This is a genomic window from Fictibacillus halophilus (assembly GCF_016401385.1).
GTDB classification, from domain to species: Bacteria; Bacillota; Bacilli; order Bacillales; family Fictibacillaceae; genus Fictibacillus; species Fictibacillus halophilus.
On record NZ_JAEACF010000001.1, the window covers coordinates 1706589 to 1731693 of the forward strand.

Annotated in this window: 26 protein-coding genes; 3 read left to right on the forward strand and 23 right to left on the reverse strand. The window is 37.5% G+C overall.

Translation table 11 applies throughout. The features are described 5' to 3' along the window. Nucleotides 1–75: 75 nt before the first annotated feature. Nucleotides 76–909, forward strand: a complete 834-nt coding sequence (locus I5J82_RS08880) for a YitT family protein (RefSeq protein ID WP_198767563.1) — start codon at nt 76–78, stop codon at nt 907–909. Nucleotides 910–1144: 235 nt separating this feature from the next. On the opposite strand, the gene I5J82_RS08885 is transcribed toward I5J82_RS08880, so the two are convergent. Further along, a complete protein-coding gene (locus I5J82_RS08885; RefSeq protein WP_198767564.1) occupies nt 1145–1816 on the reverse strand; it encodes a 5'-methylthioadenosine/S-adenosylhomocysteine nucleosidase family protein in 672 nt (223 codons plus the stop codon). A gap of 305 nt (nt 1817–2121) precedes the next feature. On the opposite strand from I5J82_RS08885, the gene I5J82_RS08890 reads away from it, so the two are divergent. Further along, entirely contained in the window at nt 2122–2787 is a 666-nt protein-coding gene (locus I5J82_RS08890) for a YdcF family protein (RefSeq protein ID WP_233096445.1), read from the forward strand. Nucleotides 2788–2809: 22 nt separating this feature from the next. On the opposite strand, the gene I5J82_RS08895 is transcribed toward I5J82_RS08890, so the two are convergent. The 13 genes from I5J82_RS08895 to I5J82_RS08955 all read right to left on the reverse strand — a co-directional run bounded on the left by I5J82_RS08895 (nt 2810) and on the right by I5J82_RS08955 (nt 16954). Then, nucleotides 2810–3430 (reverse strand): YesL family protein, encoded by a 621-nt coding sequence (locus tag I5J82_RS08895; protein WP_198767565.1) that lies wholly within the window; start codon nt 3428–3430, stop codon nt 2810–2812. Nucleotides 3431–3457: 27 nt separating this feature from the next. Continuing rightward, nucleotides 3458–5692 carry a LamG-like jellyroll fold domain-containing protein gene (locus tag I5J82_RS08900; protein WP_198767566.1) on the reverse strand — a complete coding sequence of 745 codons (2235 nt, stop codon included), beginning with the start codon at nt 5690–5692 and terminating at the stop codon, nt 3458–3460. 1 nt (nt 5693) lies between these two features. Further along, complete coding sequence (locus tag I5J82_RS08905; RefSeq protein WP_233096446.1) at nt 5694–7190, reverse strand: glycoside hydrolase family 32 protein; 1497 nt, start codon at nt 7188–7190, stop codon at nt 5694–5696. Next, nucleotides 7187–8173: a carbohydrate kinase family protein gene (locus I5J82_RS08910; RefSeq protein WP_198767567.1), complete on the reverse strand. Its 987-nt coding sequence runs from the start codon at nt 8171–8173 to the stop codon at nt 7187–7189. The genes I5J82_RS08905 and I5J82_RS08910 overlap by 4 nt, the downstream gene beginning before the upstream one ends. Before the next feature lie 61 nt (nt 8174–8234). Then, a complete protein-coding gene (locus I5J82_RS08915) occupies nt 8235–9821 on the reverse strand; it encodes an ABC transporter substrate-binding protein (protein ID WP_198767568.1) in 1587 nt (528 codons plus the stop codon). 77 nt (nt 9822–9898) lie between these two features. Then, the gene (locus tag I5J82_RS08920; protein ID WP_198767569.1) at nt 9899–10795 is read right to left on the reverse strand and encodes a carbohydrate ABC transporter permease; all 897 of its coding nucleotides are present in this window, start codon (nt 10793–10795) and stop codon (nt 9899–9901) included. Nucleotides 10796–10807: 12 nt separating this feature from the next. After that, nucleotides 10808–11761 carry an ABC transporter permease gene (locus tag I5J82_RS08925; protein WP_198767570.1) on the reverse strand — a complete coding sequence of 318 codons (954 nt, stop codon included), beginning with the start codon at nt 11759–11761 and terminating at the stop codon, nt 10808–10810. Nucleotides 11762–11825: 64 nt separating this feature from the next. Further along, entirely contained in the window at nt 11826–12830 is a 1005-nt protein-coding gene (locus I5J82_RS08930) for a LacI family DNA-binding transcriptional regulator (RefSeq protein ID WP_198767571.1), read from the reverse strand. A gap of 219 nt (nt 12831–13049) precedes the next feature. Next, the gene (locus I5J82_RS08935; RefSeq protein ID WP_198767572.1) at nt 13050–13829 is read right to left on the reverse strand and encodes a TVP38/TMEM64 family protein; all 780 of its coding nucleotides are present in this window, start codon (nt 13827–13829) and stop codon (nt 13050–13052) included. A gap of 133 nt (nt 13830–13962) precedes the next feature. Beyond that, nucleotides 13963–15045 carry a HAMP domain-containing sensor histidine kinase gene (locus I5J82_RS08940; RefSeq protein ID WP_198767573.1) on the reverse strand — a complete coding sequence of 361 codons (1083 nt, stop codon included), beginning with the start codon at nt 15043–15045 and terminating at the stop codon, nt 13963–13965. Then, on the reverse strand, nt 15042–15728 hold the full coding sequence (locus I5J82_RS08945; RefSeq protein ID WP_198767574.1) for a response regulator transcription factor: 687 nt from the start codon (nt 15726–15728) through the stop codon (nt 15042–15044). Before I5J82_RS08945 ends, I5J82_RS08940 begins: the two co-directional genes overlap by 4 nt. Continuing rightward, complete coding sequence (locus tag I5J82_RS08950; RefSeq protein ID WP_198767575.1) at nt 15718–16308, reverse strand: class I SAM-dependent methyltransferase; 591 nt, start codon at nt 16306–16308, stop codon at nt 15718–15720. Before I5J82_RS08950 ends, I5J82_RS08945 begins: the two co-directional genes overlap by 11 nt. Nucleotides 16309–16459: 151 nt before the next feature. Next, nucleotides 16460–16954 (reverse strand): DinB family protein, encoded by a 495-nt coding sequence (locus I5J82_RS08955; RefSeq protein WP_198767576.1) that lies wholly within the window; start codon nt 16952–16954, stop codon nt 16460–16462. 166 nt (nt 16955–17120) lie between these two features. On the opposite strand from I5J82_RS08955, the gene I5J82_RS08960 reads away from it, so the two are divergent. Further along, nucleotides 17121–17453 carry a hypothetical protein gene (locus I5J82_RS08960; protein ID WP_198767577.1) on the forward strand — a complete coding sequence of 111 codons (333 nt, stop codon included), beginning with the start codon at nt 17121–17123 and terminating at the stop codon, nt 17451–17453. A 53-nt stretch (nt 17454–17506) separates the two neighbouring features. On the opposite strand, the gene I5J82_RS08965 is transcribed toward I5J82_RS08960, so the two are convergent. The 9 genes from I5J82_RS08965 to nikB form a co-directional block, all read right to left on the reverse strand. After that, nucleotides 17507–18262: an alpha/beta hydrolase gene (locus I5J82_RS08965; protein WP_198767578.1), complete on the reverse strand. Its 756-nt coding sequence runs from the start codon at nt 18260–18262 to the stop codon at nt 17507–17509. Nucleotides 18263–18556: 294 nt separating this feature from the next. Then, on the reverse strand, nt 18557–19024 hold the full coding sequence (locus I5J82_RS08970) for a hypothetical protein (RefSeq protein WP_198767579.1): 468 nt from the start codon (nt 19022–19024) through the stop codon (nt 18557–18559). 29 nt (nt 19025–19053) lie between these two features. Further along, nucleotides 19054–19677 carry a permease prefix domain 1-containing protein gene (locus tag I5J82_RS08975; protein WP_198767580.1) on the reverse strand — a complete coding sequence of 208 codons (624 nt, stop codon included), beginning with the start codon at nt 19675–19677 and terminating at the stop codon, nt 19054–19056. Then, the gene (locus tag I5J82_RS08980) at nt 19674–20000 is read right to left on the reverse strand and encodes a PadR family transcriptional regulator (protein WP_198767581.1); all 327 of its coding nucleotides are present in this window, start codon (nt 19998–20000) and stop codon (nt 19674–19676) included. Before I5J82_RS08980 ends, I5J82_RS08975 begins: the two co-directional genes overlap by 4 nt. Nucleotides 20001–20126: 126 nt before the next feature. After that, nucleotides 20127–21464 carry an MATE family efflux transporter gene (locus I5J82_RS08985; RefSeq protein ID WP_198767582.1) on the reverse strand — a complete coding sequence of 446 codons (1338 nt, stop codon included), beginning with the start codon at nt 21462–21464 and terminating at the stop codon, nt 20127–20129. A 63-nt stretch (nt 21465–21527) separates the two neighbouring features. Further along, nucleotides 21528–22301, reverse strand: coding sequence for an ABC transporter ATP-binding protein (locus tag I5J82_RS08990; protein ID WP_198767583.1), 774 nt, complete (start codon nt 22299–22301; stop codon nt 21528–21530). After that, nucleotides 22288–23295 carry an ABC transporter ATP-binding protein gene (locus I5J82_RS08995; RefSeq protein ID WP_198767584.1) on the reverse strand — a complete coding sequence of 336 codons (1008 nt, stop codon included), beginning with the start codon at nt 23293–23295 and terminating at the stop codon, nt 22288–22290. The genes I5J82_RS08990 and I5J82_RS08995 overlap by 14 nt, the downstream gene beginning before the upstream one ends. A 14-nt stretch (nt 23296–23309) precedes the next feature. Continuing rightward, nucleotides 23310–24167 carry a nickel transporter permease gene (gene nikC, locus I5J82_RS09000; RefSeq protein WP_233096447.1) on the reverse strand — a complete coding sequence of 286 codons (858 nt, stop codon included), beginning with the start codon at nt 24165–24167 and terminating at the stop codon, nt 23310–23312. Beyond that, nucleotides 24164–25105 (reverse strand): nickel ABC transporter permease, encoded by a 942-nt coding sequence (gene nikB, locus I5J82_RS09005; RefSeq protein ID WP_332873645.1) that lies wholly within the window; start codon nt 25103–25105, stop codon nt 24164–24166. The genes nikC and nikB overlap by 4 nt, the downstream gene beginning before the upstream one ends.

Genomic DNA, 25105 nt, shown 5'->3' on the forward strand with positions numbered 1-25105 from the left:
TTGTAGAACAATCTTGTTCGAAGGAATTCAGTATGATATATTATCCTAGGTATTCTGGTTGAACGGAGTGATAATATGAACCACACAGGAAAAGAAATAACATTAATTATAATAGGATCCCTGTTCTTTGCATTGGGGGTCAATTGGTTCGCCATCCCAAATGAATTGGGTGAAGGCGGTGTAACCGGTATTTCCATGACCCTTTACTATGTTTTAGGCTGGTCACCGGGACTTACAAACTTCATTATGAACGGTTTCCTTTTAGCCATAGGTTATAAAGTATTAAATAAACGAGTGACTTGGTATACGATGATCGCCATCTTCTTTACTTCTCTCTTTATTCATTTAACAGAAGGCATGGGAAATTCCGTTGACATTATGCTTGGTACTGTTTTTGCAGGTGTATTCATTGGAATCGGGTTAGGCCTTGTGTTGCGATCAGGTGGTACAACAGGCGGCTCAACCATCATCGCACGTATGTTGAATCAGCATTTCGGCTGGGGTGTTAGTACGACGATGTTTGTTTTTGATATTCTTGTCGTTATTGGTTCCGCATTTGTGATAGGGATTGAAAACACGATGTACACGGGAATATCCATTTACATTAGTACAAAGATTCTGGACTACTTGATTGATGGTTTCGATACGAGAAAAGCTGTCACAATCATTTCTGAAAACACAGACGAAATCGCTAAGAAAGTAAGCGATGAGATGGATCGCGGCGTTACGATTATTAATGCAAGAGGTCATTACTCGAATGAAGCAAAGGATATACTCTACGTTGTGATTAATAAACAAGAGTTATTCTTGTTAAAGAAGATGATTCAACGCGTTGACGAAAAAGCGTTTGTTGTTGTCCATGATGTAAGAGATGTGTTTGGAGAAGGATTTACATTTCCAAAGACATAAGATGAATTTTATAAAAGTATATAAAAAGGTCGATTCGTCTTTTGAATCGACTTTTTATTATTGGGCTAATTTTTGATAATAGACATAAAACAGGAACTTCCAGTATTGTGGAAGTTCCTATTTACCTATTAGGCTTATTAAACTTACGCACCCAAAACAAATTAGCTACCTTATGTATAACTCTATCCATATTATGGGGTTTACTAAAGACTCAAAGGTCTAAATTAAAATTATTTTAAATAAACCTTTTTAAATACTCGCCAAATATTTTGTTCATAACTTTAGGTGTGTTTTCTAAATAAACATTAATTTGTTGAATGTTTGATTCGAATTTATCAGAGTTTCTTTCATCTGTTGGAAAATCAGATATTCCTTTAATAATAATACATTCAACCTCATTCTTCTTACAGATATAAGCAATTGCCGCTGCTTCTGTATCGGCTATAGTTATTTTGTTTTCTTTAAGTTCTAAATAGTCCTTCCACATAACTACTGCTTTATCAGCAGTGGCAATTGTTCCCGTATAAAAATCGTTTCCATATTTGGATAGATCAATATCGACTATGAATGATTGCTTAATAAGAGGCTCGATTTCTTTTACTGTGCAATCATATTGAACGGCTTTATCGGGTACAAAAATATCCAAATTACTGAAATTATCATCTATACCTGCACAGGTTCCAGCAACGATTACTTTCGTTAGATTGAATTTTGAAATCATATACTGGCTACCACCAACACCATTTACTTTTCTTACACCGGTACTATAAAAAACAAGCTCGGTTTCATTAATTGTTCTTAAGAAATATTCGCCATAAGGATAACCGAACCGTTCATGATCTTTTATGCCGAAATATTTCAATGTCGCTTCATATTCCCACTTCGTTGCAATACTTATTCCTATCATCGACTTATCATCCTACAATTAAAATTTGTAACTATTATATGAATTTCATTTTAGTCACTATCCACCATTACTCTATTCATCAACAATTCGTTATTAATATGTAAATATCCTTTTTTACTATCCTGTTCGTTAGTGGAACAAGAAAAATTGCTTTTTACACCTTCCCTTTATTTAGAATGCGATTATACATAGATTCATGTACAAAATCGCAAAAGTAGGAACAAACAAGAAAAAATCTTGCACAAACACTCATATGTAATATATTGTTAAATATAGAATTAAAATCTATTTTAAGGAGTTCCATTATGAAACCTCTTATTTCTAAAGAACCCGTAATTCCTGATTTGAATGAAATGGACGTTGATTTTTTGACTGCTCTTACCTTTGAAAAAGAGGTAATCCCCCAAAAATGTGATGCGCTTTTTATATTTAGTGGCACTCATAGTGGGCATTGGGAAAAAGCAATCGAAGCTTATAAATATAACTACATAGATACAATTGTTGTCACTGGTGGAAGAAGCCTTACCGGTATTCCTCATCCGGATTGGGATGGCAATTCAGATATTGAAATCTCTGAAGCACAAGTTATTGTTTCCTATTTAGTAAGTGCAGGAATACCTTCCGAGAAAATTTTTATGGAAGAAAAATCTACTAATTCTCTTGAAAATGTAATTTATGCAAAAGAGGTTTTTGACTTTACAATGATCCAGACTTTAATGGTTGTTTGTAAAAGTCATGTTGCAGGCAGACAAATAAGAACGCTGAAAAAACATTTACCAAGACAAATCGAGTACATTCCTTATACCTTTAATTCTGTTTACAAAGGAATTGAAGTAAATAGATATAATTGGATGGAAACAGAAGTAGGAAGAAAGCGTGTGTGGGGGGAATATTTACGGATTAAACATTATGGCATTAAAGGAGATATTCTCCCATTGGATGGAAGTTGTAATCTACTATCTAATGATTAAATCATATAATGTAGGCAGCCTCTCAGGCTGCCTGTGTTTTGTTATCATTTTTTTCAAAAATGAAAAGAGCCCATTTCATGACAACATATGCGTATACACTCACACTAAAGAACGGGATGAGTATCGGTAGCGTTGAAAACAGATAATATAAACCACCAGCTATCATGAGCATAAGAACCGTAGATATTGGATGTAATAAACCTACCAGGAATGACATCTTTATTGCACGACTTAGTGCTATCTCGTAATGAGCCATCATTGCAAACAAATAGATGAATACGGTACTACTAACCAACAATAAACATAATAAAAAGATATAACCTAGTAAAGAATAGGGAAAACTTAAGGACTGTACAAGCCTCCAATCAATATAAAAGAAGTAAACAAGAAAAATAGTGATACTTCCTAATACGTTCGATCGTATAAATTCTTTCTTGTAATAAAACCAATAATCTTTTAGCATATTTAAGTCTGACTTAGACCGTAAACTCTTCCTGATTACAGCAAAGAGTGCAGCTGTTGATGGAAATAGGCCAAATGCAATCAATCCTAAAAAGGTAAAGAGTAGCCAAAGACCGTTTAGAATTACTAAATTTCCTGTAAAATTAAGCATCAAAGTTATGGATGTTAATAGTCTTTTCATGTTGACTTCCTTTATAGAGAATTCTATCTATTCATAGGCTCCGTTCATCGACCATACCTTAAAAGAAACCACTTCAGCTCTTCCCCATATTCGGAGTTCAAGCCCTAATGCATCCTCTTTAGTCGGATAAGAACGGGTGGTTAAACTTTTTTGTTCGTTTACATAGAGCTCTATCATTGATTTGTCTATGAAGAGATGAAAAGTGAGAAGATCCTCCTGAATCTCAAGCTTTCCTTCTTGGATGCCTTTGGTTCTAGCTGAAGGGTTTAATGTGGTTTTCTCCCGGTTTACACCCAATATACTTTTTGATTTATTGTAATAGAGATACGTTTCTTCTTCTCTGTCTGGTGACATTTTCACGGCTATGCCTGCTTCCTCAATCTCTTCTAATTTTACCACTAACTGTATCTCTAATGAATCGGATTGAATCTTTGCAAGTCGTCTGTTCGCTTCTAGTAAACTCACATTCTCTAAGTCAATGAGTAACTCGGAACGAAGTGATGATAACTCATCAATTGGTTTAATTCCTAGTTTTCCATCGTGTCGCAAGAATAACTCAACAGGGAGTCCACCGTTATGTGCCCATCCGGCTTTGTATTCTTCTATAAGTGTCCTCTGTCCCTGAGTGATTGTAAATACGATCGCTCTACCGGTTTTGGGATCGATAAAACCACTTGGTCCAGTAAAATGAAAATCCCCCACATCAATAGGTTGAGGCTCTTCTTGATCAGGAACAAAACGATAATGCTCTTTATCCCATGTTCCGATCCAGTAGAACACTTCTACATCAGCTCCCTCACCAACTGGTGAGATCAAAAAGACATGTTTTTTATTTCCTTCTCTATCTTCTCCGATAGGTAAGAATACAGGTAGTTCCCAAATAGGTCCTAGATACGGATATTTCTCATGATCAGTTTTGTAAAAAAGATTCTGATACTCCCAGTTTAGTAGATCAGAAGAAGTATAAAGTGCAGCAGTTCCGCCTCCGTTTTCATGAGAGGTTCCGACAAGCTGGTACCAGAGTTCATCTTCCTTCCAAACGAATGGATCTCTAAAATCGCCTATCTTCATGCCTACACCTTTTGTTTGTAAAGTTACAGGCTTATCGTGCTTTTTCCAGTTTGTAAGTAGCACGTCACCATCTTCTCTGTACATACTCCTAGCAAGACCTGTCATCTGATTAGGAAAAACAGCATCATTTCCTGCTGTGAAGAAAAGAGCTGGTACACCGTACTCATCATAACAAGCACTTCCTGACCAAACACCGTCTGGATCGATTTCACCTGATGCAGGAGTAAGAGCGATCGGCATATCTTGCCAATGAACCAGATCATCACTCACAAGGTGGCCCCAATGGATGTAGTGCCAATAAGGGCCTTTTGGATTATGTTGATAAAAAATATGATATTTTCCTTCAAAATAAATGGGAGCATGTGGTTCGTTCATCCAGTGTCCTGGTGGAATTAAATGATATCTAGGTCTGTGTCTGTCTCCTTCGTATACCTCTCTTTTAAGAGCAAGATCGTTGTAAGGAATCTCAGGTATCTCATTCTTGATCACCTTAACTCTTGCATAATGATTCAGAAGTTTTATAGGTGATAGAGCTACATCATAAATTTTGAGTTCATCCAATAAACCGTTGTACATATTTAATGAAAAGACCTCTTCGATCATGAAAGGATGGTTATGCTTTCCGATCACAAGATCTTCATCACTCAACCTTAGTTTAGAACCGTCCATAATTTTTTTCGTAGCGATCTGTTCGCCGTTTAAATAAAGACGCATATAGCCATGTTGAGAACTAAATGTAGCTGCGATATGCGACCATTCTGCTGGAGGGAGTGGATGCCCTTCATCCCAAACTTCAAGCCATTCATCGCCTGTTCCCACTTGAAACGACCATGTACCATGTCTGTAAATTCCTAGAAGAAATCCTTCATTCTTATTCTGGTTATGTTGATTGATTATTGCAGAAAGTTTTCCATCTGCTCCGTATTCAAACGAACGAGGAGCTATCCATGCTTCGATAGTCATCTCTGATAAAGAGGATGATGACAAGCTTTTGCTGACAATGGATGTAGAATAACCGTCAAAGAGCAGACAGTTCCCTTGTATTCCTTCTCTCCAAAGGGGGTCACTTGATGGTTTATCAACGGCATCGTTAAATACATAATCAATATTATGCCATTGTTCATTGATCTTTTCTTTTGTAGCTTTTCCAATTCCTTCATCAAACGACCAGTGAGCAATCAATTGTGACATATCAACTTCCTCCTATCGCCCATATGGATTGATAGTCGAAAAGATCAAGTGACTTAAGATCGACAGCCCCATGGTCTAGGAAGAGTTCTAAGCCATTACTTTCTTCTCTCGGAAAAATTAAAGAAGTTAAGACGTGTTTCCCGTCGTTTGCAAACACTTCCACCGAAGAGGTATCTACAAAAATTTGAAGAGCAAATTGATCTTCTATAAATACTTCCATTTCTTGAACACATGAAAACTCGTTATGAAAGGTTTTGTCTCCAGATCTTCTTCTGTCTACGTAGAGAACTGAACGATCCGAATCATATCCGATAATCGTTTCTTCTTCTTTTGATTGGTGTACTTTGATGCCAAAGACAGCTGCTTCTTTAATCTTAAAACAAGCTTTAAGTTCAAAGGTTTTGGTTTTTATATCTTTTAAAATATTCTCACCTGGGATGAGCGTTATGGTTCGCTGTATAGAAGTTATTGGTTTTCTAAGCGCAGAGATTTCTTGCACGGGTGTTTGAACAAGACGGATACCTTCCCTTGTTGAATTTAACGTTAAGGACCTCGGTAAAGTCATCGCACTTCTCCATGTTTCAGTTGGTACTTGATTAGCATACTTCCAATTGCTCATCCAACCGATAAATAATCTGCGACCGTCTTCTTTAGGCACGTTAGACCATGTGACACCTGCATAGTTGTCTCTTCCAAAATCTAACCATAATACCTTTTCTGAATCGTTTTCGTTTGTAAACATTTTTCCATCAAAATCTCCGATAAAGTATTGTGTGCGTGAGCCCTCAGTATAAGCGGGATCATCTCCGATACTAACGATCAGTACCCATCTGTGACCACCTTCAATTGGTAGTTGAAACAGATCTGGACATTCCCACACACCTAGGTGCGAACCTTCTTTTTCTCCGAATGAGCTCTCAAAGCGCCATGACTTCATATCACTTGATGAATAAAACCGAACATGGTTTCCTGCAGATAGCACCATGATCCATTTGCTCTCTTTTTCATACCAAATTACTTTAGGATCACGAAAATCAGCGATGGAAGTATCTTCAAGAACCGGATTTCCTTCATATTTCGTCCACGTTCTTCCCTTGTCTGTACTGTAAGCTAGACTTTGGACCTGTCTCGGTGTTTTTGTGTCCGGGTGTTCTCCAGCATGTGTGAAAATAGCAACCAGCCCTTCTCCACCATCAAAGAAACCGCTAGAATCCCAAGTATCTACGACAATGCTGCCAGAAAATATATATCCGTTTTCATCAGGGAAAAGGGCGATCGGGAGGTGTTCCCAATGGACCATATCAGAGCTAACCGCATGCCCCCAGTGCATCGGCCCCCACACCGTACTCTCGGGGTGATGTTGATAGAACAAGTGATATTCTCCTTGAAAGTACACCATTCCATTTGGGTCGTTCATCCAGTTCTTTATTGGTGTAAAGTGAAATTGAGGACGATACTTCTCGTTAAAAAAGTTCGTCGGACTTATCTTCATGCTCATACCTTATCCTCCATTTGTGTTCGGTGTTGGTGTAAAAATTGTTCTATCTCATCTAAAGTGGGGATAGAAGGGATCGCCCCTTTTTTTAGTGTAGTTAAAGCACCTACGGCATTAGCTGTTTGCAGTATGTTTCGGATATCTTTTTCTTGGAGCTCAAGTAGACTTATTTTTTCTAAAAGCTGGTGTAAGACACTCGCCCAAAACACGTCACCTGCGCCTGTTGTATCAGTAGCTCTTACCCTGTAACCTTGGATGAAACCCGTTTTCTCTTCGAACAGATAGTAAGACCCTTCAGCACCTAATGTAACGATGAGCAATTGGATAGCATACGCGTCTGTGATTAATTTAGCTGCTTTCTCTAACTCTTTCTCACCTGTGACAAAGTAAAGCTCCTCATCCGACATCTTCACCAGATGGGCTTTAGAAAGTCCTTTTTTGATCTGCTCTTTCATCTCATCTTGATCTTTCCAAAGAAGTTCACGGATATTGGGATCAAACGATATGATTTTCGAGTTCTCTATCCCCTGCTCTACAGCATGCCAAGTCGCTTCTCTAGACGTTCCGCCCGTCAAAGAGACTGAACCAAAGTGCAGGATCTTACAACGTTTGATATATGCTTTGTCTATATCCTCTTTTCTCAACATAAGGTCTGCCCCTGGTTTACGATAAAAACTGAACGAACGGTTTCCTTCCGCATTTAGTTTTACAAATGCAAGAGTCGTAGGAATATCGCCATCTGTTGAAATTAAGCTACAATCTACATAATGATTTTCTAAAGTTGTTATCAAATCTTCGCCGAAGAAATCATTTCCTACTCTGGCGATCATCGAAGTCGCTCTTCCCCATTTTGCTAATGCAGCTGCTACATTTGCAGGTGCTCCCCCTGGATTTTGTTCATAGATCGGTTTTCCATTAGCTGAAGCACCCACTGGTGTAAAGTCGATCAAGAGTTCACCGATAGACAATACTTCTATTTCTTTCATTATCCTCACCACGATTTTAAAAAGCCGGAAAACAAAAACGAATTCCGGCCTTCATAGATTTTTATTTATTGAAACGATCAAGTCCATCTTGATAAATCTTCATCATATCCTCGACTCCCATTTCTTCAAGTGCCTTAACATATGCTTTCCAGTCTTTATCACTAAAACCTTCTACAATAAACTTGGCGCGCGTCTGGTTAACGAGCTCTTTAACATCGGTTTCTATCGTGTTAATCTGATCTAGCTCTTCTGGTTTAAAGAAAATAGTAGGATACTTTTCTTTTTCCATAAAAGGGCGATAGATGTTATCTAGATCTTGAATTCGTTGTTTTGCTCGAGGCTCCATCTCAACAATGGTACCAAAATCTTCTTTTAGAATAACGCCCGCGCCATTAGGTGCTACTTTCTGACGATATTCTCCCATGGCTACACCTTCAGGAAGTTCTTTGTTTACAAGTTTTCCGTTTTCATCTTCTTCATAGATGATTCCAATTGGTCCCCAGTGGATTTGTGCAGCCATCTTAGGTTCATACTGCTGATCAATCCAGCGCATCGTGATCTCAGGGTTCTTATTAGCGTTTGTAATAACAAAGGCATTTCTAGCAAATTCTGAACCATTTGATCGACCGACTAATTTGTCTCCATTTGGTCCTTCAAGAGGAGGCATTAATACATAATTTCCTGCTCGTTCAGGGCCCACTACTTCTTCGGTTTCCCACCAGATGTAAGAGCCGAGTGTCTCGTCCTTTGTTTTGCCTTTTGCTAAATACTGAGCTGCATCTTGTGTGAAAGATTCAGGATCAATCAATCCTTCTTTATACCATTGATGGAAGTATTGAAGAGCTTCTTTGTATTCTGGTTTGTCTGCTGTAAATATAACCTTTCCATCTCTTACAATACGATGATCTAAGTTATCTGGTTGACCAAAGGCAGCGAAGAAATCACCAATATCCGCACACCACCAAAGATGCATAAAGCTTAATGGAATTTCATCTTTTTTACCGTTTCCGTTAGGATCTTGAGTTTTAAATGCACGAAGCACTTCTGTGTATTCATCTAGCGTCGTTGGCATTTGAAGTCCTAAGTTATCCAACCACTTTTTATTGATAGATGGGAAGAATGGTGTATCGCCAATTCCCATTTCTTCTGCCGTAGGTAGTGAATAGATATGACCATCAGGAGCCGTGATCCCTTTTTCAATCTCAGGCCGTTTTTTAAAGACTTCTTTTAGGTTTGGGGCATATTCATCGATTAGATCTTCAAGCGGAATAAGTGTGCCGTTCTGACCATATGTCACAAGGTCATAGTCGGTAAACTGGGCTCCGTAAAAAGCGTCTGGAAGATCACCACTCGCAAGTAGTAGATTCTTCTTTTCTTGATAATCAGTATCAGGAATGTTCTTCCACTTGATCGCTACGTTCGTCGATTTTTCGAGTCTTTTGAAGATCTCCATTTCAGAATAATCTGGTGCGAGAGGTGCTTTTGGTGCTACAATATTAAGTGAAACTTTTTCTTTAACGATTGGCAGGCCTGTTTTCTCAAAAGTTGCTTTATCCTTTGGCTCGGATTCTTCTTTTGAGTTACAGCCTGCTAATACTAGACTAGCACTTAAGAAAACGGTTGTTCCTACTGATAATACCTTTTTCATATTATCCCCCCTAATGTTTTTCCTACCTTTAATGAACCCGCTTCAGTTCTTTGATCACCTCCTAAAGATAAATCTTCCTATCCTTTTATAGAACCAATCATGACGCCTTTCACAAAATAACGTTGTAAAAATGGATACAGAATCAATAATGGAAATGTTGAAACGATGATCATTCCATATTTAATAAGTTCAGCTACACGCTGCTTGGCTGCGTATGATTCCACATCCATCATCATTGCTGCAGAGTTTGATACTTGGTTCTCTACTAAAATATTTCTTAAAATTAGTTGAAGCGGATACTTCGATTCATCATTTAAATAGATTAGAGCATCAAAGAATCCATTCCAATGTCCGACCACATGAAACAGCACCATAACAGCGATGATCGGTTTTGAGAGAGGAAGGACGATTTTAAAGAAAAAACGCGTATTTGAACATCCATCTATAAAAGCCGCTTCCCTTAGCTCCCCTGGGATAGACGTTTCAAAGAACGTTTTAGCGATTATGATATTCCACACCCCAACAGCGTTGGGTATAACCATTGCCCAAATGGTATCAACCATCCCAAGGTCCTTAACAAGTAGATATGTTGGAATGAGGCCTCCGCTAAAGAACATAGTAAAAACGAATACAAGCATAATTAAATTTCTTCCGTAAAAATCAGGTCTTGAAAGTGGATAAGCTGCTGTTAGCGTTAACATAATAGATATGGCTGTACCTACTGCTGCATAAAGAATCGTGTTACCGTAACCAATCCAGATTAACTTATCACTGAAGATCCGTTCATAACCTTCTAACGTAATATCTTTTGGCCATAGCCAAACTTCCCCTGCAAATACAGCATTCGGATCACTGATTGAACTGATCGTAATAAAGTACAGTGGATACAATACCATTAAGGCGTATAGAGTCATCAATGCGTAGTTTACTACGTCAAAAGTAATATCACCTTTGGTCCGTCTGAATGCTTTCATAGTCTCCCCTCCTTACCATAAGCTGTTTCCGCCAAGTTTTCTCACGATTCTGTTTACCATTAAAAGCATGATCAAGTTGATAACAGAGTTAAATAGTCCAATTGCCGCTGCAAAACTGTATTGAGCACGCTGAAGACCGATTTCATACACGTATGTTGGTATGATGGCTGAGGCAGATTTGTTCAAATCCGTCTGCATGAGATAAGCTTTTTCAAATCCGACGTTCATGATGTTTCCGATCGCAAGGATCAACAAAATTACGATAGTCGGCCTTATTCCAGGAATATCAACATGCCAGATGCGCTGCCACTTATTTGCTCCATCCATGATTGCAGCTTCATGTAAAGCTGGTGAAACACCTGCTAGGGCAGCAAGGTAAATGATTGTCGCCCATCCTGTTTCTTGCCAAAGACCTGAAATCACATAGAGTGGTTTAAACCATTCTGGTCTCGCCATAAATAGGATAGGTTCTCCTCCAAGCAAAACGATAAGATGGTTGACGATTCCACTGGTTGGAGATAAAAACACAAACAGAATACCCACTAAAACAACGGTAGAGATAAAATGTGGTGCATAGATTACCGTTTGTACAAACTTCTTGTACCTTTCACTCGTCAATTGATTTAACAAGAGAGCTACGATGATGGGAACCGGAAATGTAAATATGAAAGCCCAAAGACTTAAGCTCAATGTATTTTGGATAAGCGTCCAAAACTGATAGGATTCGAAGAACCTCGTAAAATGCTGAAAGCCGATCCAAGGACTACCCCATATGCCTTCTGTAGGTATGTACTGTTTAAAAGCAAGCTGGATTCCATACATCGGAACATATTTGAACACAACGAACCATAGTAAACACGGAAGAACAAACAGATATAATTCCCAGTTGCGCATCACCTTTTTTCGTCTTGTCATCTTTTTAGGAACAACAACCACTTGTTTCTTTTTATTTAGTGATATTTCCATATAGTCACCTCCACGTAATCGATTACGCTAAAATGAAGCGCTTACAAAAAACGCTTTTTTAACATCAACAGCTTTCTCGTTGAATGAGTTCTGTTTGAAGTCTCATTTCAATAAAGTCGGCATCAGGTTCTTCTATCCTTCTAAGAATGGCCTCAGCGGCTTTTACACCTAATTCAAATGAAGGCTGTTTGATCATCGTTAGTGATGGTGTTGTGATCTTAGCCCATTCATAATCATCAAATCCGATGACTGCTACATCGCTTGGGATCGTTCTCTTGTGATCTTGAAGACATTTCACTACTCCCATAGTCATAACATTATTAGCTGCAAGAACAGCAGATACTTTTGATGAGGAGAGTAATTCTTTAGTCAATTGGTATCCGTTCTCAAGCGTAGGCACTGCTTCCTTAATAAGAGAGTTGTCTACCTGAATCCCTTGTTCCTGAAGAGCTTGCTTGTAACCTTCTAATCGTTCATCACTGGTAGAGATTCCAAGAGGTCCTGTAACGAACCCGATATTCTTATGGCCTTTTGATAACAAAAGTTTAATGGCATCATAAGTACCTTTTTTTCCATCGCTTAGAATAAAATCTCCTCTATCGTATCCTTCTGGTTTACGATCGATAAAGACGACAGGATAATCCCCGTTCAACTCCTGATGAAGAAATTCATGACTCTGAGAAGTTGGTGCCATGATCAAACCGTCAATAAATTGATCGTTGAACATGGTGATCTGTTCTCTCTCCATCTCTAGTTCTTCATTCGTATTACTCACGATAAGCTGGTAACCGTGCATCTTTAGTACGCTTCCGATCCCATGAGCGATGGACATGAAGAAAAAGTTAGATGTATCATCCGACTGAACAGGAATGATTAGTCCGATGATATTTGATTTACGACTTCTCAAGTTTCTCGCGACCGGATTTGGTCGATAATTAAGTTCCTTCATGGCTTGAAATACTTTCTGTTTAGTCTCTTCAGCAACAAATCGGGTTTCATTGATTACGTGAGACACGGTTGCTGTTGAAACATTTGCTTTTAGAGCAACCTCTTTCATGTTTACTGCCATTAAAAATACTCCTCAACAATAGTGACGTAATCGATTACGTAATCGATTACTTATATGATAGTTCACCTTCCAATATTTAGTCAATATATTTTTTAATGAAATTTTCAGTTAATTTACAAACGGTCTGATTACAGTAATTTGAATTTATTAAAACCAAAAAAACCGAATGTGTTTCCACAGCATCCGGTTTTTCACTAAGAAACTCTTTTAAGTTTTTAATTAAAATATCTCCGTCAACCTTAAAGAATAAGCCAAAGAGAATGTTGTAACTACCTTTGACAGTACTGCTATTATCATAAAGCGTTTTGCTTTAACACCGCTGATACCCGCTCCAACACAAATTATTTCATCTGGCAATACGGGAACGATGAACAACAAAACCATAATCCACATCTCGTTTCTTTGAACGAATCGATGATATTGTTCTAATTGCTTCTCATTTACCAATCGCTCTACGACTTTCATTCCATATGTTCGAGAGAGGTAAAACATGGTTAAAATCCCTAGAACAGCTCCAGTGAAACCTAGAATAAAAGCAGTGAACGATCCTAAAGCTGCACTTCCTGCAACTACAGTTACGATCTCTGGAACGGGCAAGATAATAGGTTGCGCATAACAAACAGCAAAATAGATAAGTTTTGCAAGTTCCATGTTCTCGTTTAGGATGGTTTCTAATCCTTTGTTATCAATCGTAACAATCATGCTGCTCATGATATGCGTGAGAAATATTGCTGAGACCAATATACTATATACGATAGATGCTGTCCTTATTGGTTCAAAGATTGTTCGCTTTTTCAAAAAATAAGAAACAAACGAAATAAGAACAAGTGTGTAGCCAATGATTATTCCAAACGTTCTATAGGATTGATCAAGTGTAGATAACGATTGAGATAAAAGTAATAAAGAAAGTACCAGCATCCCTAACTGTTTAAATAAACTATACGTATATTGATTCATTATTTTATATGAAGCCGTATTTAGGTGGCTTTTAAGATTCATTACATCTAACTCCTTTTCTAACTGTTACATTCATTATGTAAAATAAACCTTAAGAAATGCTTAGGAATATTCTTAACGATTCTTAACTTTTTGTAACGAAAAAAGCTTATGAAGCATGCTTCATAAGCTTAAATCAAATCGGAAGTCTAATGATAATCGTTAGCCAACCATCTTTATACTCCGCTCGAATATGACCCCCATGTAGTTCTACAATCCTTTTAGAAATAGCGAGTCCAAGTCCCGTTCCTTCACTCTGGCTTCGCGCTTTTTCTCCTACTAAAAAACGTTCAAATAATTGGTTAACGTCTTGCACTTCTGGCCTTTCTGTTTGATTGGACAGTCTAAATTCGGCATAATTGGATTGTATGTCTAAAGTAGCTTTGACAATAGAAGGTTTCGAGCTGTACTTTATGGCATTCATAAAAAGATTGTCATAAACACGTACCATTTTTTCAATATCCATAGCAGTTAGAACTTCATCTTCTGGTATCTCCTTTATAACAGTTAGGTCTTCCTTTTCAAAGATAGGAACGTATTCCCCAATTAATTGTTCTAATAAACCTGTCATGTCTACATCATTAATGTCTAATTTTACATCTGGACTTGTTAACCGAGTATATTCGAAAAGCTCATTGATTAGAGCTTCAAGCCGCTTTGATTTTAAATAAGTCGTATCATGATATTCTTTTAGTTGATCTTGGCCCGAATAATTTCCCTTTCTCAGTAAGTCCAAATACCCTATGATGGATGTTAAAGGGGAGCGCAAATCATGGGATATATTTGTAATCAATTCATTTTTCGCTATTTCAAGTTGTCTTTCATATTCAAACTTACTTGATAATTCCTTAGACATACTATTAACATCTTCGGCAAGCTTGCTTAATTCATCGTTTCCCTCCATTTCAATCGTCATTCCCAATTTTCCGTTAGCAATTTCATTAATACTTTCTGTAATACGCTTTATATAAATGATTTTTTTTCGTATCAATGCTAAGAAGGTAACAATAAAAGAAAAAATAACAAAAGTAAAAATCAGAAAAACTATAAGATTATAGGTAGTTGCTCCAATATCTTCAATCGTAAGATATTGAAGATTATAGACATGCAAAATAATTTGAGAGAGGATGATCATAACCACAGTTGAAACAAAAAAGCTAACAGCAACTGCTACCAGAAGTTTTACAAGTAACGATATTTTAATCGGCTTTATTCTCATATTTTATAGCCGACTCCCCAAACCGTTTTGATATAGATGGGTCTCTTCGGATCTTCTTCAATTTTTTCTCTTATCTTTGTTATATGAACCATAACAGTACTGTCTGACTTATAGAAATCTTCTTGCCATACCGCTTCATATATCTTCTCAATGCTCATAACGCTACCTTTATTACGAGCAAGGAGCTCTAATATCGCAAACTCTTTTGGTGTGAGTCTAACATCTTTCCCTCTGACCCCTACTTGACGCGTTTCTGTATTAATCTTCAGATCTCCAATCTCAATTAACTCTCTATTAGAATCTGTATCCTGGTTGTATTTTCTATATCTTCTTAGCTGTGATTTAACTCGTGCAATTAACTCCAATGGATTAAACGGCTTGGATAAATAATCATCTGCACCTGAAGCAAGTCCTTGAATCTTGTCCATATCTTCAGATTTTGCAGAAAGCATAATGATCGGCATATTTCTTTCCTGTCTTATTTTCATACATGCCTGAATTCCATCCATCATAGGCATCATGACATCTAAGATAATGAGATCAAAATCCTTCTTCTCCAAAAGTTCTAATGCTTCAATTGCATTTTCTGCTTGAATGGTTTGCATTCCCTCATTCTCTAAATACACCGATATTAGATTGCGAATATCTTTATCGTCGTCTACGATCAGGACTTTAGATTGCATAAGTACCCTCCATCTTTTCTTCTTCTAGCGAACAACTTAACACCATGGCAGGTGGAACATTTCTAATCTCAATGCTTACATCAACTTTTGAAAAAAATTGTTCAATAAAGGTCTTCATTACCTTCGTATATTGAAACGTAACAAACTTTCCATTCTTTCTTAAAATTTTTGAAGTTTTTAACAAAATACGATGTGAAACGGCTTTTGGTAAGCTGGCAAACGGAAGTCCTGATATCACATAATCTACGTATGGAATTCCACATTTCTTCAGATACCAGTCAACCTTTTCTGCTGATCCATTGTATATATAGAGATTATCTACATCTTTATATTTCTCATCAAGAATTTTGTAAAACTCTATATTATTTTCAAATAATACGATAATCGTTTCAGGATTTCGATGTTGAAGCAATTTTTCAGTAAAAACACCGGTACCCGGTCCGTATTCCAAAATGTACTTGGCATTATTAAAATCAATGCTTCTTACCATTTTATCAGCAAGATAACTTGAACTAGGAAGAACGGCTCCTACTGACCGAGGGTTACTTATATACTGTGCTAAAAAAGATAAAAATTTCAACAATATTCACTCCGATGATTTGAATTTATAGCCATTCTATAATTCAAACCTAAAGAAATAAGAGGAATAATCCTTAAGAATTCTTAAGTTTATGAAGTAAAAAAACTGCACTACCACCACTAATGGTGTAGAATGCAGTTTTCTTGTTTTACTATTTAGCTTCTACAGCTTCTACTTTCCAACTTTTCTGCAGCTTACGAATCATAATAATCTGCCCAATGTGGTACGCATTGTGTGTTGCAGCATTCCCAATTATCTCCCACCATTTGGCAGGTACAGGAAAACCATTAACTTCGCTTTCTACTTTCTCTTCTGATAGTAGATTTTGCCACTGTAAGAGTACCACTAGCAGTTGTTCCTTTAACTGTGAAAATTTTTGATTTTCCGGTATGAAAAAGCTTTTATCATTATCTCCAATAGAAGGTACTGCTTGGACACGAGACTGAATGTATCGAGTTTGCCACGTCTTATTCCAATAGAGAAGATGCTGTACAATTTCAGCGATGCTATGGCAATTCTCGCTTGGTTTCCAAAAAGCTTCTTCCTCAGTTAGATTTTCCACCGTTTCATTAAATGGCAGATACCAGCTAGCATCATTTGCATTGGCTAACAGTTGATCAGCTAATAGACTTTTTACGTGTACCATATGGTTTCACTCTCCTACTTGTTTAATTACATAAAGTCATGGGGTATCTTATTTCATTCAAGCTCAGAATATAAATTCTCGTTTATCTGTTTCTTTCCTTTATGATTGTAAGAGATTATTATGTATAAGGAACTTTTAATCAAACGTTAGATGGAGTGTGCTGTAAATGGAATGTTTTTGCGATAAGCCTAAGATCTTTGAATTAAAATTAGAAGCAGATGTCGGTGCTGATCCTATTTGGTGTAATCAGTGCGAATGTAATTTAGACATTGATGAATTACCCATCTCTGAAGAGCTAAGAGAGAGTGTGATGAATTGGGCTATGCAGTATGGAAAATGGATAGATTGGGACAATGATGAATTATGTGAGAATGGTCTAGTTCTTGAGGCTGAGCATAATCAACTTGGTCAAACTCTTTCAGAAAATTTACAAATAGAGCTCGGAGAAACAACCACAGTACGTTTTTCTCCTTCCAATTCGGCAAACATGTATAAATAAATCTGTATGAAAAAACCCGAATCTAAAATTATCGTTCGGGTTTTCCAGTGACATTATGCGTTTATTTTATTCCGTATTTTGTCTATAAACTTAAGTGTTTCATCGATAATTAGTTGTTGGTCATTGTCGAGTGTAGCCACATGATAGCTGTTCTTTAAATGTATAATCTGTTTGTTTCGGGATGATATGGAATCATAGATGATTTGAGAGTTTTCAGGTGGAACAACATGATCTTCTGTTGAAACAAAAATTAACGCGGGACATGTGACAGTATGAAGATTTTCTTTTACTTTTTTCATTAACAGTACAATTTCTTTTAAAGACTGAACCGGAGTTTTGTCATAGGCAAGTTCTGTCACATCCGGATTCTTTAAATCTGAACCTATTGCGTCAAGAAAACGGATGTTGGAGTGTTGCATGTTTTCCATGTCGGGAATGTCAATTGCTGCATTGATTGGAATAATTGCTTTAATATCTGGATATGTTTCTGCAACGTATAACGTAAGTGTTCCTCCCATAGAGAGACCCGTTACAAAAATGGTGTCACAACGTTCTTTCAGCCATTGGTAACCTTCTTCAATGGAAGCTATCCAATCATGATATGTAGTCTTTTCCATATCCTCATAGTGGGTACCATGTCCTTTCAGCCTCGGACCACAGACTGTATAACCTGCCTTTGCGTATGCCTCTCCCAAAGGACGCATACTTTGTGTAGAACCAGTAAAGCCATGAGAAATTAATATTCCCACTTTGTTGCCTTCAAAATAAAAAGGTTGAGCTTCAGCCATTACAGAATGCTTCTCTGTCATACGAATCCCTCCATTTCATTTACAACCTACCCTATACATTCAAGTAAGTAACAACATTACCTGCAAAAAAATTCCCAAAAGGTATTTAGCTTTTGTTTTCCTGCCCTTTTGGTTTTGACCAATCTAAAAAGAAGACAACCATTACATAAAGCAAGGGAATAATGAGATTTTCTAATAACATCAGTTCTTGATATCTGAAAAAGTCAAAAGCAATTAATGTTAAATAAATTGGTACAAAATAAAGTAGATATTTTTGGATTCTCCCCATTTTCACACCTCAAATCATACATTGGGTTATTCCAGTATGATTTTCCCCACATACTGTGAACTCCCATTGTTTGTACGAAAATCTACCTCTAAGACATATTCACCAGGATCACTAGGAAAGGAAAATGAGTAATTATTTGATGAATTAGTCGTCAACTCTATTTCCTCGTTGCCCTTCCATAAGGATACTTTAATTGTCTCGTTCGTATATTCTCCACCATCTTCTTTATTTTCAAGTAAGATTAATTCAGCTGATTGATTAGGTGAAAGTGTGATTTCTTTTTGTTCACTGCCCAGAGATAAGAAGTCATCTACCTTACTCTTAAATTCCTTGTCTTCTGTCTTCCAGTCAACGTTTGCTTCTTTTAAGCCATATAAGTCTTCTTTGACACTAAGTCTTAACTCTGGCGGCCCAGCATCATAGTCTTCTGCAATACAAGCAGTTAACAAAACAACTAAAAGTATTCCTGTTATCACATTTAAATATCGTCTCATGATGCTCCTACTCCTTTTTCAGTTGCTATCTAGATTGATCGATTGAAAAGCTGCTTGAAAATTTGTCTGGATATCACGTAGAAAAAGGCACCAATTGGAACAACCAACAGATCAACCCATAATCCATTCTGATATTGTTCTGGTTTCTGAAAGTAAGCTAAAAACATTATTCCACCAATAAAAATTGAGGGAGTAAAAAAGAATACCCATGGATTCATTATGTATTTCATCTTCACTGAGCTTAATTGTATGGCTTCATAAACTAGTTCAGCCATCCCAGCTATGAAGAAAATAATAAAGAAACCTCCTAAAACACTGGATAAAGGTGCTATGTTATCGGCTCCTGGATTGTGATGCTCCATGATAAAATAGGAAAGCAGACAAAAAATGAGGGTAACAAATACGGTGTTCCAAAGAAAACGTGAAATCTTATAAAAAGGATAGACTGCTTTTTTCATTTCCCAATTCATTTTCTTCTCGTTTCCGAATGCCTTTATGGCCATCTGTAATGACTCTTGCTCTGAGTATCCCTTTATCATCAGCTCATTCATGTGTTCATTTATGTGCTGTGTTATCTCTTCTTGTATCTCCTCTTTTTCTTCTAATGGAAGACCTGCTACGATTACAGCAATATATTGATCTAAATTTTTCATAACAACCCCTCCAACGTTTTATCCATAAGCTCATTAATTTGTTTCCAATCTTTTCGCTTTTCCGTTAGGATTTTTCGTCCAGTTGTTGTTAAAGAATAATATTTACGCCGATTACCGTCAGGTCCGTGATTCCAATAAGAAGTCACACACTCTTTTTTCTCTAACCGTTTTAAAGCAGGATAAAGTGTTCCCTCATTCATGGAAAATTCTTCGTTACTTAATATTCTTAAGTTTCTTGTCATCTCGTAACCGTAACTATCTCGATCAACTAAAAGTGAAAGAAGCAATATTTCTATGCTCCCCTTCAAAAGTTCTTTATCCATGTTCAACCTCCAATATTTTCTAATTATATTGTAATACGATGTACATCGTATTACAAGGGTGTAAGAAAAAATATACAGGACATCTTTATTGATGCCCCGTGTTCTGGTGAATCCTCATTTATTTGTTTATAATACTTTACTCTCTCCACCATAACGAGTTTCATGAAATCCTATTGTCCTCGTTAACTTTGGCACATGTAAAATCAAGAACAACGATCGAGCGGAACTGAAAAGAATAAAGGCTAACCATAATCCATGATTATCTAAACGTGCTGCTAAGATAAGAGAAACTAAGAAAACGAGTAAAGCTAGAATCATAGAATTTCGTAATGAAGAGGCTTCTGTTGCTCCTACAAAAATTCCATGAAGTACAACTCCAAAGCTGGAAACGAGCGGAAAACCTATAATCCAAGCTTCGTATGTACTAACTTCATGAAGTACTTCAGGTATCGAGGTAAACAGTTGGTGTATCTGATTTTTAAATAAAAAATATACACTAGAGATAATTAGCGATGAGATGAATGCCCATTGAAAAGTGAGTCTGATCGTTGTTTGATAGAGTGTCTTATCCTTAGAACCTATCGCTCTACCTGTTAATATACTTGAAGCATTGGCAAATCCATCATACATATATGCCATGATGTAATGAATCTGGATCAATATAGCGTTCGCCGCAAGTGTTTCCGTACCATACGTGCCTCCCTTTGCCGTAAAAACATTAAACACAATTAATAAGCATAATGTTCGAATGAATAAATCCCTGTTCATCCTCATCATTCTTTTATAAGAAGACAGATCGATGGCTTTTATTTGGTAGATCTTATTAAGTTGCTTAGCGGGAATCGCTTTCCAAACAATAAAAAGACCGATTACAAAAGTGGATACCTCCGAAATCAATGTAGCCGCAGCAACTCCTGCAACACTCCATGAGAAGACTTTAACAAAAAGTATATCAAGTACAATGTTCGTTAAGTTCATGTACATTTGAAGGAACAAGGTCTTCTTAATCATAGCTAGTCCCATCATCCATCCTATGATTACATAGTTGAGCAGTCCAAAAGGTACACCCCATATACGGACCGCAAAATAATCTGTTGCTAGAGACTGAACGACGGGATCGGATGTCAAAAGCGGCAAAAAGTGTTCTTTAATCGGATATTGAAGTGCTACTAAACATGCACTTATACTCAGTGCTAAGAGCAAAGGTCTACTTAATGAACGTAGGATGTCTTCCTCATTCTTGGTTCCATGAGCTTGGGCTGCAAATCCAGATGTACTAACTCTCAAAAATCCAAACAGCCAATACATGGTATTAAAGATTATAGTCCCTACTGCTACTCCAGCTATGTAAGACGAATCATCCAACTGCCCCACAACAGCCGTATCTACTGCTCCTAGCAGAGGAGTCGTGATGGTTGTAAGAATCAGCGGTAGTGCTAATCCAAGATACTTTGAATGGTTCAAAGACGTTCATCCTCCCAAAACAAATAAGACCAGCACTTTCTCTTTATTAGTGTTGGTTCACTTCTATTGCTGATCTTGTTCCATACTCATCTCTACAAGCATTTTCGTATAGGGATGACGAGACTGATAAAAGAGTTCATTCGTTATAAATGTGTCAACTACGATCCCTTCTTTTAACACTACAATTCGTTCACACATGAATTGAACAGCAGCAATATCATGCGAGATAAAAAGAATAGAAAGGTTCAAATCACGTTGCAAATTTTTTAACAGATTTAGTACTTGTGCACCAACAGAAACATCTAAGCTAGAGGTTGGTTCATCACAGACCAGCAAATCTGGCTCTAAGCTAATTCCCCTAGCTACAGCTATTCTTTGTTTTTGCCCACCACTTAGTTGGTGTGGATATCTCTCTATAAGTTCAGGTGACAGGCCAACTTTTTGAAACAAGACTTCTGCCATCTTCTTACGATCGTGACGGACTTCATTTAAGAAAGAAGGGATAACGTCTGGATAATTTTCTAACGGTTCAACCACAGACTTCCACACAGGAAGTTTAGGGTTTAATGACCCGGCAGGATCTTGAAACACGATTTGAAGGTGACACCTGAAGTTTTTTAATGCTTGTCCTTTTAGCGTGTGCAGGTTACTCCCTCTAAAATGGACTTCTCCTTGATCAGGCTTCTCTAGCCCTAATATGATCTTACCAAGTGTACTCTTACCGCTACCACTCTCTCCAATAATCCCTATGCTTTCACCTGCATTAACGTAGAGGGAAATATCACTTAAAGCTGGTTTTGAATGATACGTCTTGGAGATTGAATTAACGTGTAACATACTGTTCTTCCCTTTCTGTATTCACTAGATGACAAGCGGCAAAATGGTGGTTGTTCAAAGTATTCACAGGTACTACTTTATCGCAGGACTTCATTACACTCGGGCACCTTTTAGAAAAAGGACAACCCTCTTTAGCTACTAATCCAGGTTCACCAAGCATAGTCGGTAATACGTGTGGGATATGCTTATTTAGCTTAAGTCTCGACTGAAGTAATAGTTTCGTATAAGGATGTATAGGCTCTGAAACTACTGCACTGGTTTTCCCCATTTCTACAATATTTCCTCCATACATCACACCAACTGTGTTTGTCCGGTTTATAATATGTTTTAAGTCATGAGAGATTAAAAGTATAGAACAGTTCAACTCTTCTTTTAGCTCACAAAGAAGATCTAATATTCTTTCTCCTGTTAACACATCTAGAGCTGTCGTTGGTTCATCTGCAATGATCAGTTTCGGCCGAAACATAATGGCTGATGCGATAGAAGCTCTCTGTAATTGTCCGCCACTTAGCTCATCGGGAAAGCTGTTAAATACACGTTCTGCTGGTAAGTGGACTTTGTCCAGCCAATGAATAGCCACTTTCTTTGCTTCTTTTTTACTCATGTCAGTGTGACATCGTATAATTTCAATAAACTGCTTTCCAACTTTTATAAATGGAGTGAAGAAGCTTTGATAGTTTTGTGAGAGGTAAGCAATATCTTGACCACGTATTTTTCTTAACTCTCTTTCACTCAACGATGTAATCTCTGATTGACCTAGTTTAACAGATCCGCTTGTAACTTCCAGCGACTTAGAAAGCATTCCCAAAATCACGGTAGCCGTCAAACTTTTTCCGCTGCCGCTCTCTCCGACCAAGCCAAAAACTTCACCTTGAGGAATTGAAAAATGCAGATTACAAATTAACTTTTCCCTGCTGTTACGCATATTCACTGAAAGGTTTTCCACAACAAGCAGATTATTTTCACAAGTTGTTGTCGTTTTGTTCTCAATCATTGCAAACCTCCTCTCTATCGACTTTTAACATCCCATTTGTCTCGCAATCCTTCACCCAATAAGTTAAATGCTAATACCACAAAGAATATAGCTAAACCCGGGTAGATCATTAATTCTGGCGCACTCTGAAAATAAGGTCTTCCATCATTCAACATCGCCCCCCATTCTGGAGCTGGAGGCTGCGCACCTAGTCCAAGGTAAGATAAAGAAGAGATTGTAAGGATCACTTTACCGATATCCAGGGTAGCTAGAACAAGTACAGGAGAAACAATTTGCGGAAACATATGTCTTCTTATAATCTTCCAGCTGGAGCTTCCCCCAACTCTTGCTGCTTGGACATAATCTTTGTTTCGTTCAGAAATCACGATACTTCTTACGACCCTTGTATAAGCAATCCACTTAACAAAAACAATCGATATCATGAGATTCGTCAAACTTGGTCCTAAGAATCCAGCGATCGCAATCGCTAGAATAAATTCGGGAAGAGCAAGTATACCATCTGCTACACGCATAAACACTGTATCCAATCGACCACCAATGTAACCGATCACGAGACCAATCGGAATACCGATGAGTGCAACAGTTGCAACAACTAGTGCCGTTATTCCTAGTGTTGACTGAGCACCGACTATGAGCCTTGAAAATATACATCTTCCCATATGGTCAGTTCCTAGAGGAAATGTTGAACTTGGTGGGGCAAGCCGTTCAGACATATTCGCTGTAAGGGAATCATTCGGAACGATAAACGGTCCAATCAATGTGATCAAAGTGATGATAATAAAAAATATGATCCCGCACTGAATCAGTAAGTTTTGATTTTTAAAGAAAAATGGAACTCGGTTTATTCTAGGCATCTGAATATTCATCTTCATAATGCCTCCTCTTTTCGTTTCATTCTAGGGTCGATCACATAATAAGATAAATCAACAAAGAGATTTGTTAATACTACAAATACTCCAGTTAATAATACATATCCTTGGATAACCGGATAGTCTCGGTTAAATATAGCGTCAACGGCAAGACTTCCCAATCCCGGCCAAGAAAATAAAATTTCAACTACTACTGCCCCACCTAAGAAACTACCTAAACTTAAGCCGAAAATGGTCAGAACAGGAAGAACAGCAGCTCTAAACGCATGCAACCATAGAATCCTCCATTCTTTGACACCTCTTGCTCTTGCTGCATAAATATAGTCCTCAGACAAACTTTGCAAAATGCCTGCTCGAAGCAGCCTTGCGTAAACTACTGCAAACGTAAAACCTAATGTAAAGGCAGGTAAGATGATTTGAGAATAGGACCCGATTCCTGAGGAAGGTAGAACACCTAATTTAAACGCAAAGAGATAGATTAAGATGAGCCCAAGCCAAAAGTTAGGTATCGATGCTCCGATTAATGCTAAAATCCGACTTAATTGGTCGGGCCATTTGTTAACATATTTTGCAGACCACACGCCAAGTGGAACGGTAATGCATAGCATGATAGTCATTGCAAAAAAGGTAAGTTCCGCAGTAATGGGTATGCGCGTTAACAGTTCTTCAATAACTGGTTTCCCGGACATGTATGATTTACCTAGATCAAGCTGCATGAGGTTGAACATCCATTTGCCATACTGTACATACAGAGGCTGATCAAAGCCAAGCTTATTTCTAAGCTCAGCTTGATCTTCTTCTGTTACGACCATTTCATCGGCATTTAGAATGGTAAGAACCGGGTCACCTGGTGCCATCTTCATTAATGTGAACGTAAATAGGGATAGAATGAATAAAACAACAACTAGCTGAATAACCCTATTCTTTATAATCGTAAGCAC

Bases quoted from the DNA above. Each gene is read 5' to 3' on its own strand.
- I5J82_RS08890 (WP_233096445.1), top strand. From the start codon at position 2,122: ATGAAACCTCTTATTTCTAAAGAACCCGTAATTCCTGATTTGAATGAA.
- I5J82_RS08990 (WP_198767583.1), bottom strand. From the start codon at position 22,301: ATGTTACACGTTAATTCAATCTCCAAGACGTATCATTCAAAACCAGCT.
- I5J82_RS08995 (WP_198767584.1), bottom strand. From the start codon at position 23,295: ATGATTGAGAACAAAACGACAACAACTTGTGAAAATAATCTGCTTGTT.
- I5J82_RS08960 (WP_198767577.1), top strand. From the start codon at position 17,121: ATGGAATGTTTTTGCGATAAGCCTAAGATCTTTGAATTAAAATTAGAA.
- I5J82_RS08975 (WP_198767580.1), bottom strand. From the start codon at position 19,677: ATGAAAAATTTAGATCAATATATTGCTGTAATCGTAGCAGGTCTTCCA.
- I5J82_RS08980 (WP_198767581.1), bottom strand. From the start codon at position 20,000: ATGGATAAAGAACTTTTGAAGGGGAGCATAGAAATATTGCTTCTTTCA.
- I5J82_RS08895 (WP_198767565.1), bottom strand. From the start codon at position 3,430: ATGAAAAGACTATTAACATCCATAACTTTGATGCTTAATTTTACAGGA.
- I5J82_RS08935 (WP_198767572.1), bottom strand. From the start codon at position 13,829: ATGAATCTTAAAAGCCACCTAAATACGGCTTCATATAAAATAATGAAT.
- I5J82_RS08955 (WP_198767576.1), bottom strand. From the start codon at position 16,954: ATGGTACACGTAAAAAGTCTATTAGCTGATCAACTGTTAGCCAATGCA.
- I5J82_RS08915 (WP_198767568.1), bottom strand. From the start codon at position 9,821: ATGAAAAAGGTATTATCAGTAGGAACAACCGTTTTCTTAAGTGCTAGT.
- I5J82_RS08905 (WP_233096446.1), bottom strand. From the start codon at position 7,190: ATGAGCATGAAGATAAGTCCGACGAACTTTTTTAACGAGAAGTATCGT.
- I5J82_RS08900 (WP_198767566.1), bottom strand. From the start codon at position 5,692: ATGTCACAATTGATTGCTCACTGGTCGTTTGATGAAGGAATTGGAAAA.
- I5J82_RS08965 (WP_198767578.1), bottom strand. From the start codon at position 18,262: ATGACAGAGAAGCATTCTGTAATGGCTGAAGCTCAACCTTTTTATTTT.
- I5J82_RS08885 (WP_198767564.1), bottom strand. From the start codon at position 1,816: ATGATAGGAATAAGTATTGCAACGAAGTGGGAATATGAAGCGACATTG.
- I5J82_RS08945 (WP_198767574.1), bottom strand. From the start codon at position 15,728: ATGCAATCTAAAGTCCTGATCGTAGACGACGATAAAGATATTCGCAAT.
- I5J82_RS08920 (WP_198767569.1), bottom strand. From the start codon at position 10,795: ATGAAAGCATTCAGACGGACCAAAGGTGATATTACTTTTGACGTAGTA.
- nikC (WP_233096447.1), bottom strand. From the start codon at position 24,167: ATGAAGATGAATATTCAGATGCCTAGAATAAACCGAGTTCCATTTTTC.
- I5J82_RS08910 (WP_198767567.1), bottom strand. From the start codon at position 8,173: ATGAAAGAAATAGAAGTATTGTCTATCGGTGAACTCTTGATCGACTTT.
- I5J82_RS08940 (WP_198767573.1), bottom strand. From the start codon at position 15,045: ATGAGAATAAAGCCGATTAAAATATCGTTACTTGTAAAACTTCTGGTA.
- I5J82_RS08925 (WP_198767570.1), bottom strand. From the start codon at position 11,761: ATGGAAATATCACTAAATAAAAAGAAACAAGTGGTTGTTGTTCCTAAA.
- I5J82_RS08880 (WP_198767563.1), top strand. From the start codon at position 76: ATGAACCACACAGGAAAAGAAATAACATTAATTATAATAGGATCCCTG.
- I5J82_RS08970 (WP_198767579.1), bottom strand. From the start codon at position 19,024: ATGAGACGATATTTAAATGTGATAACAGGAATACTTTTAGTTGTTTTG.
- I5J82_RS08930 (WP_198767571.1), bottom strand. From the start codon at position 12,830: ATGGCAGTAAACATGAAAGAGGTTGCTCTAAAAGCAAATGTTTCAACA.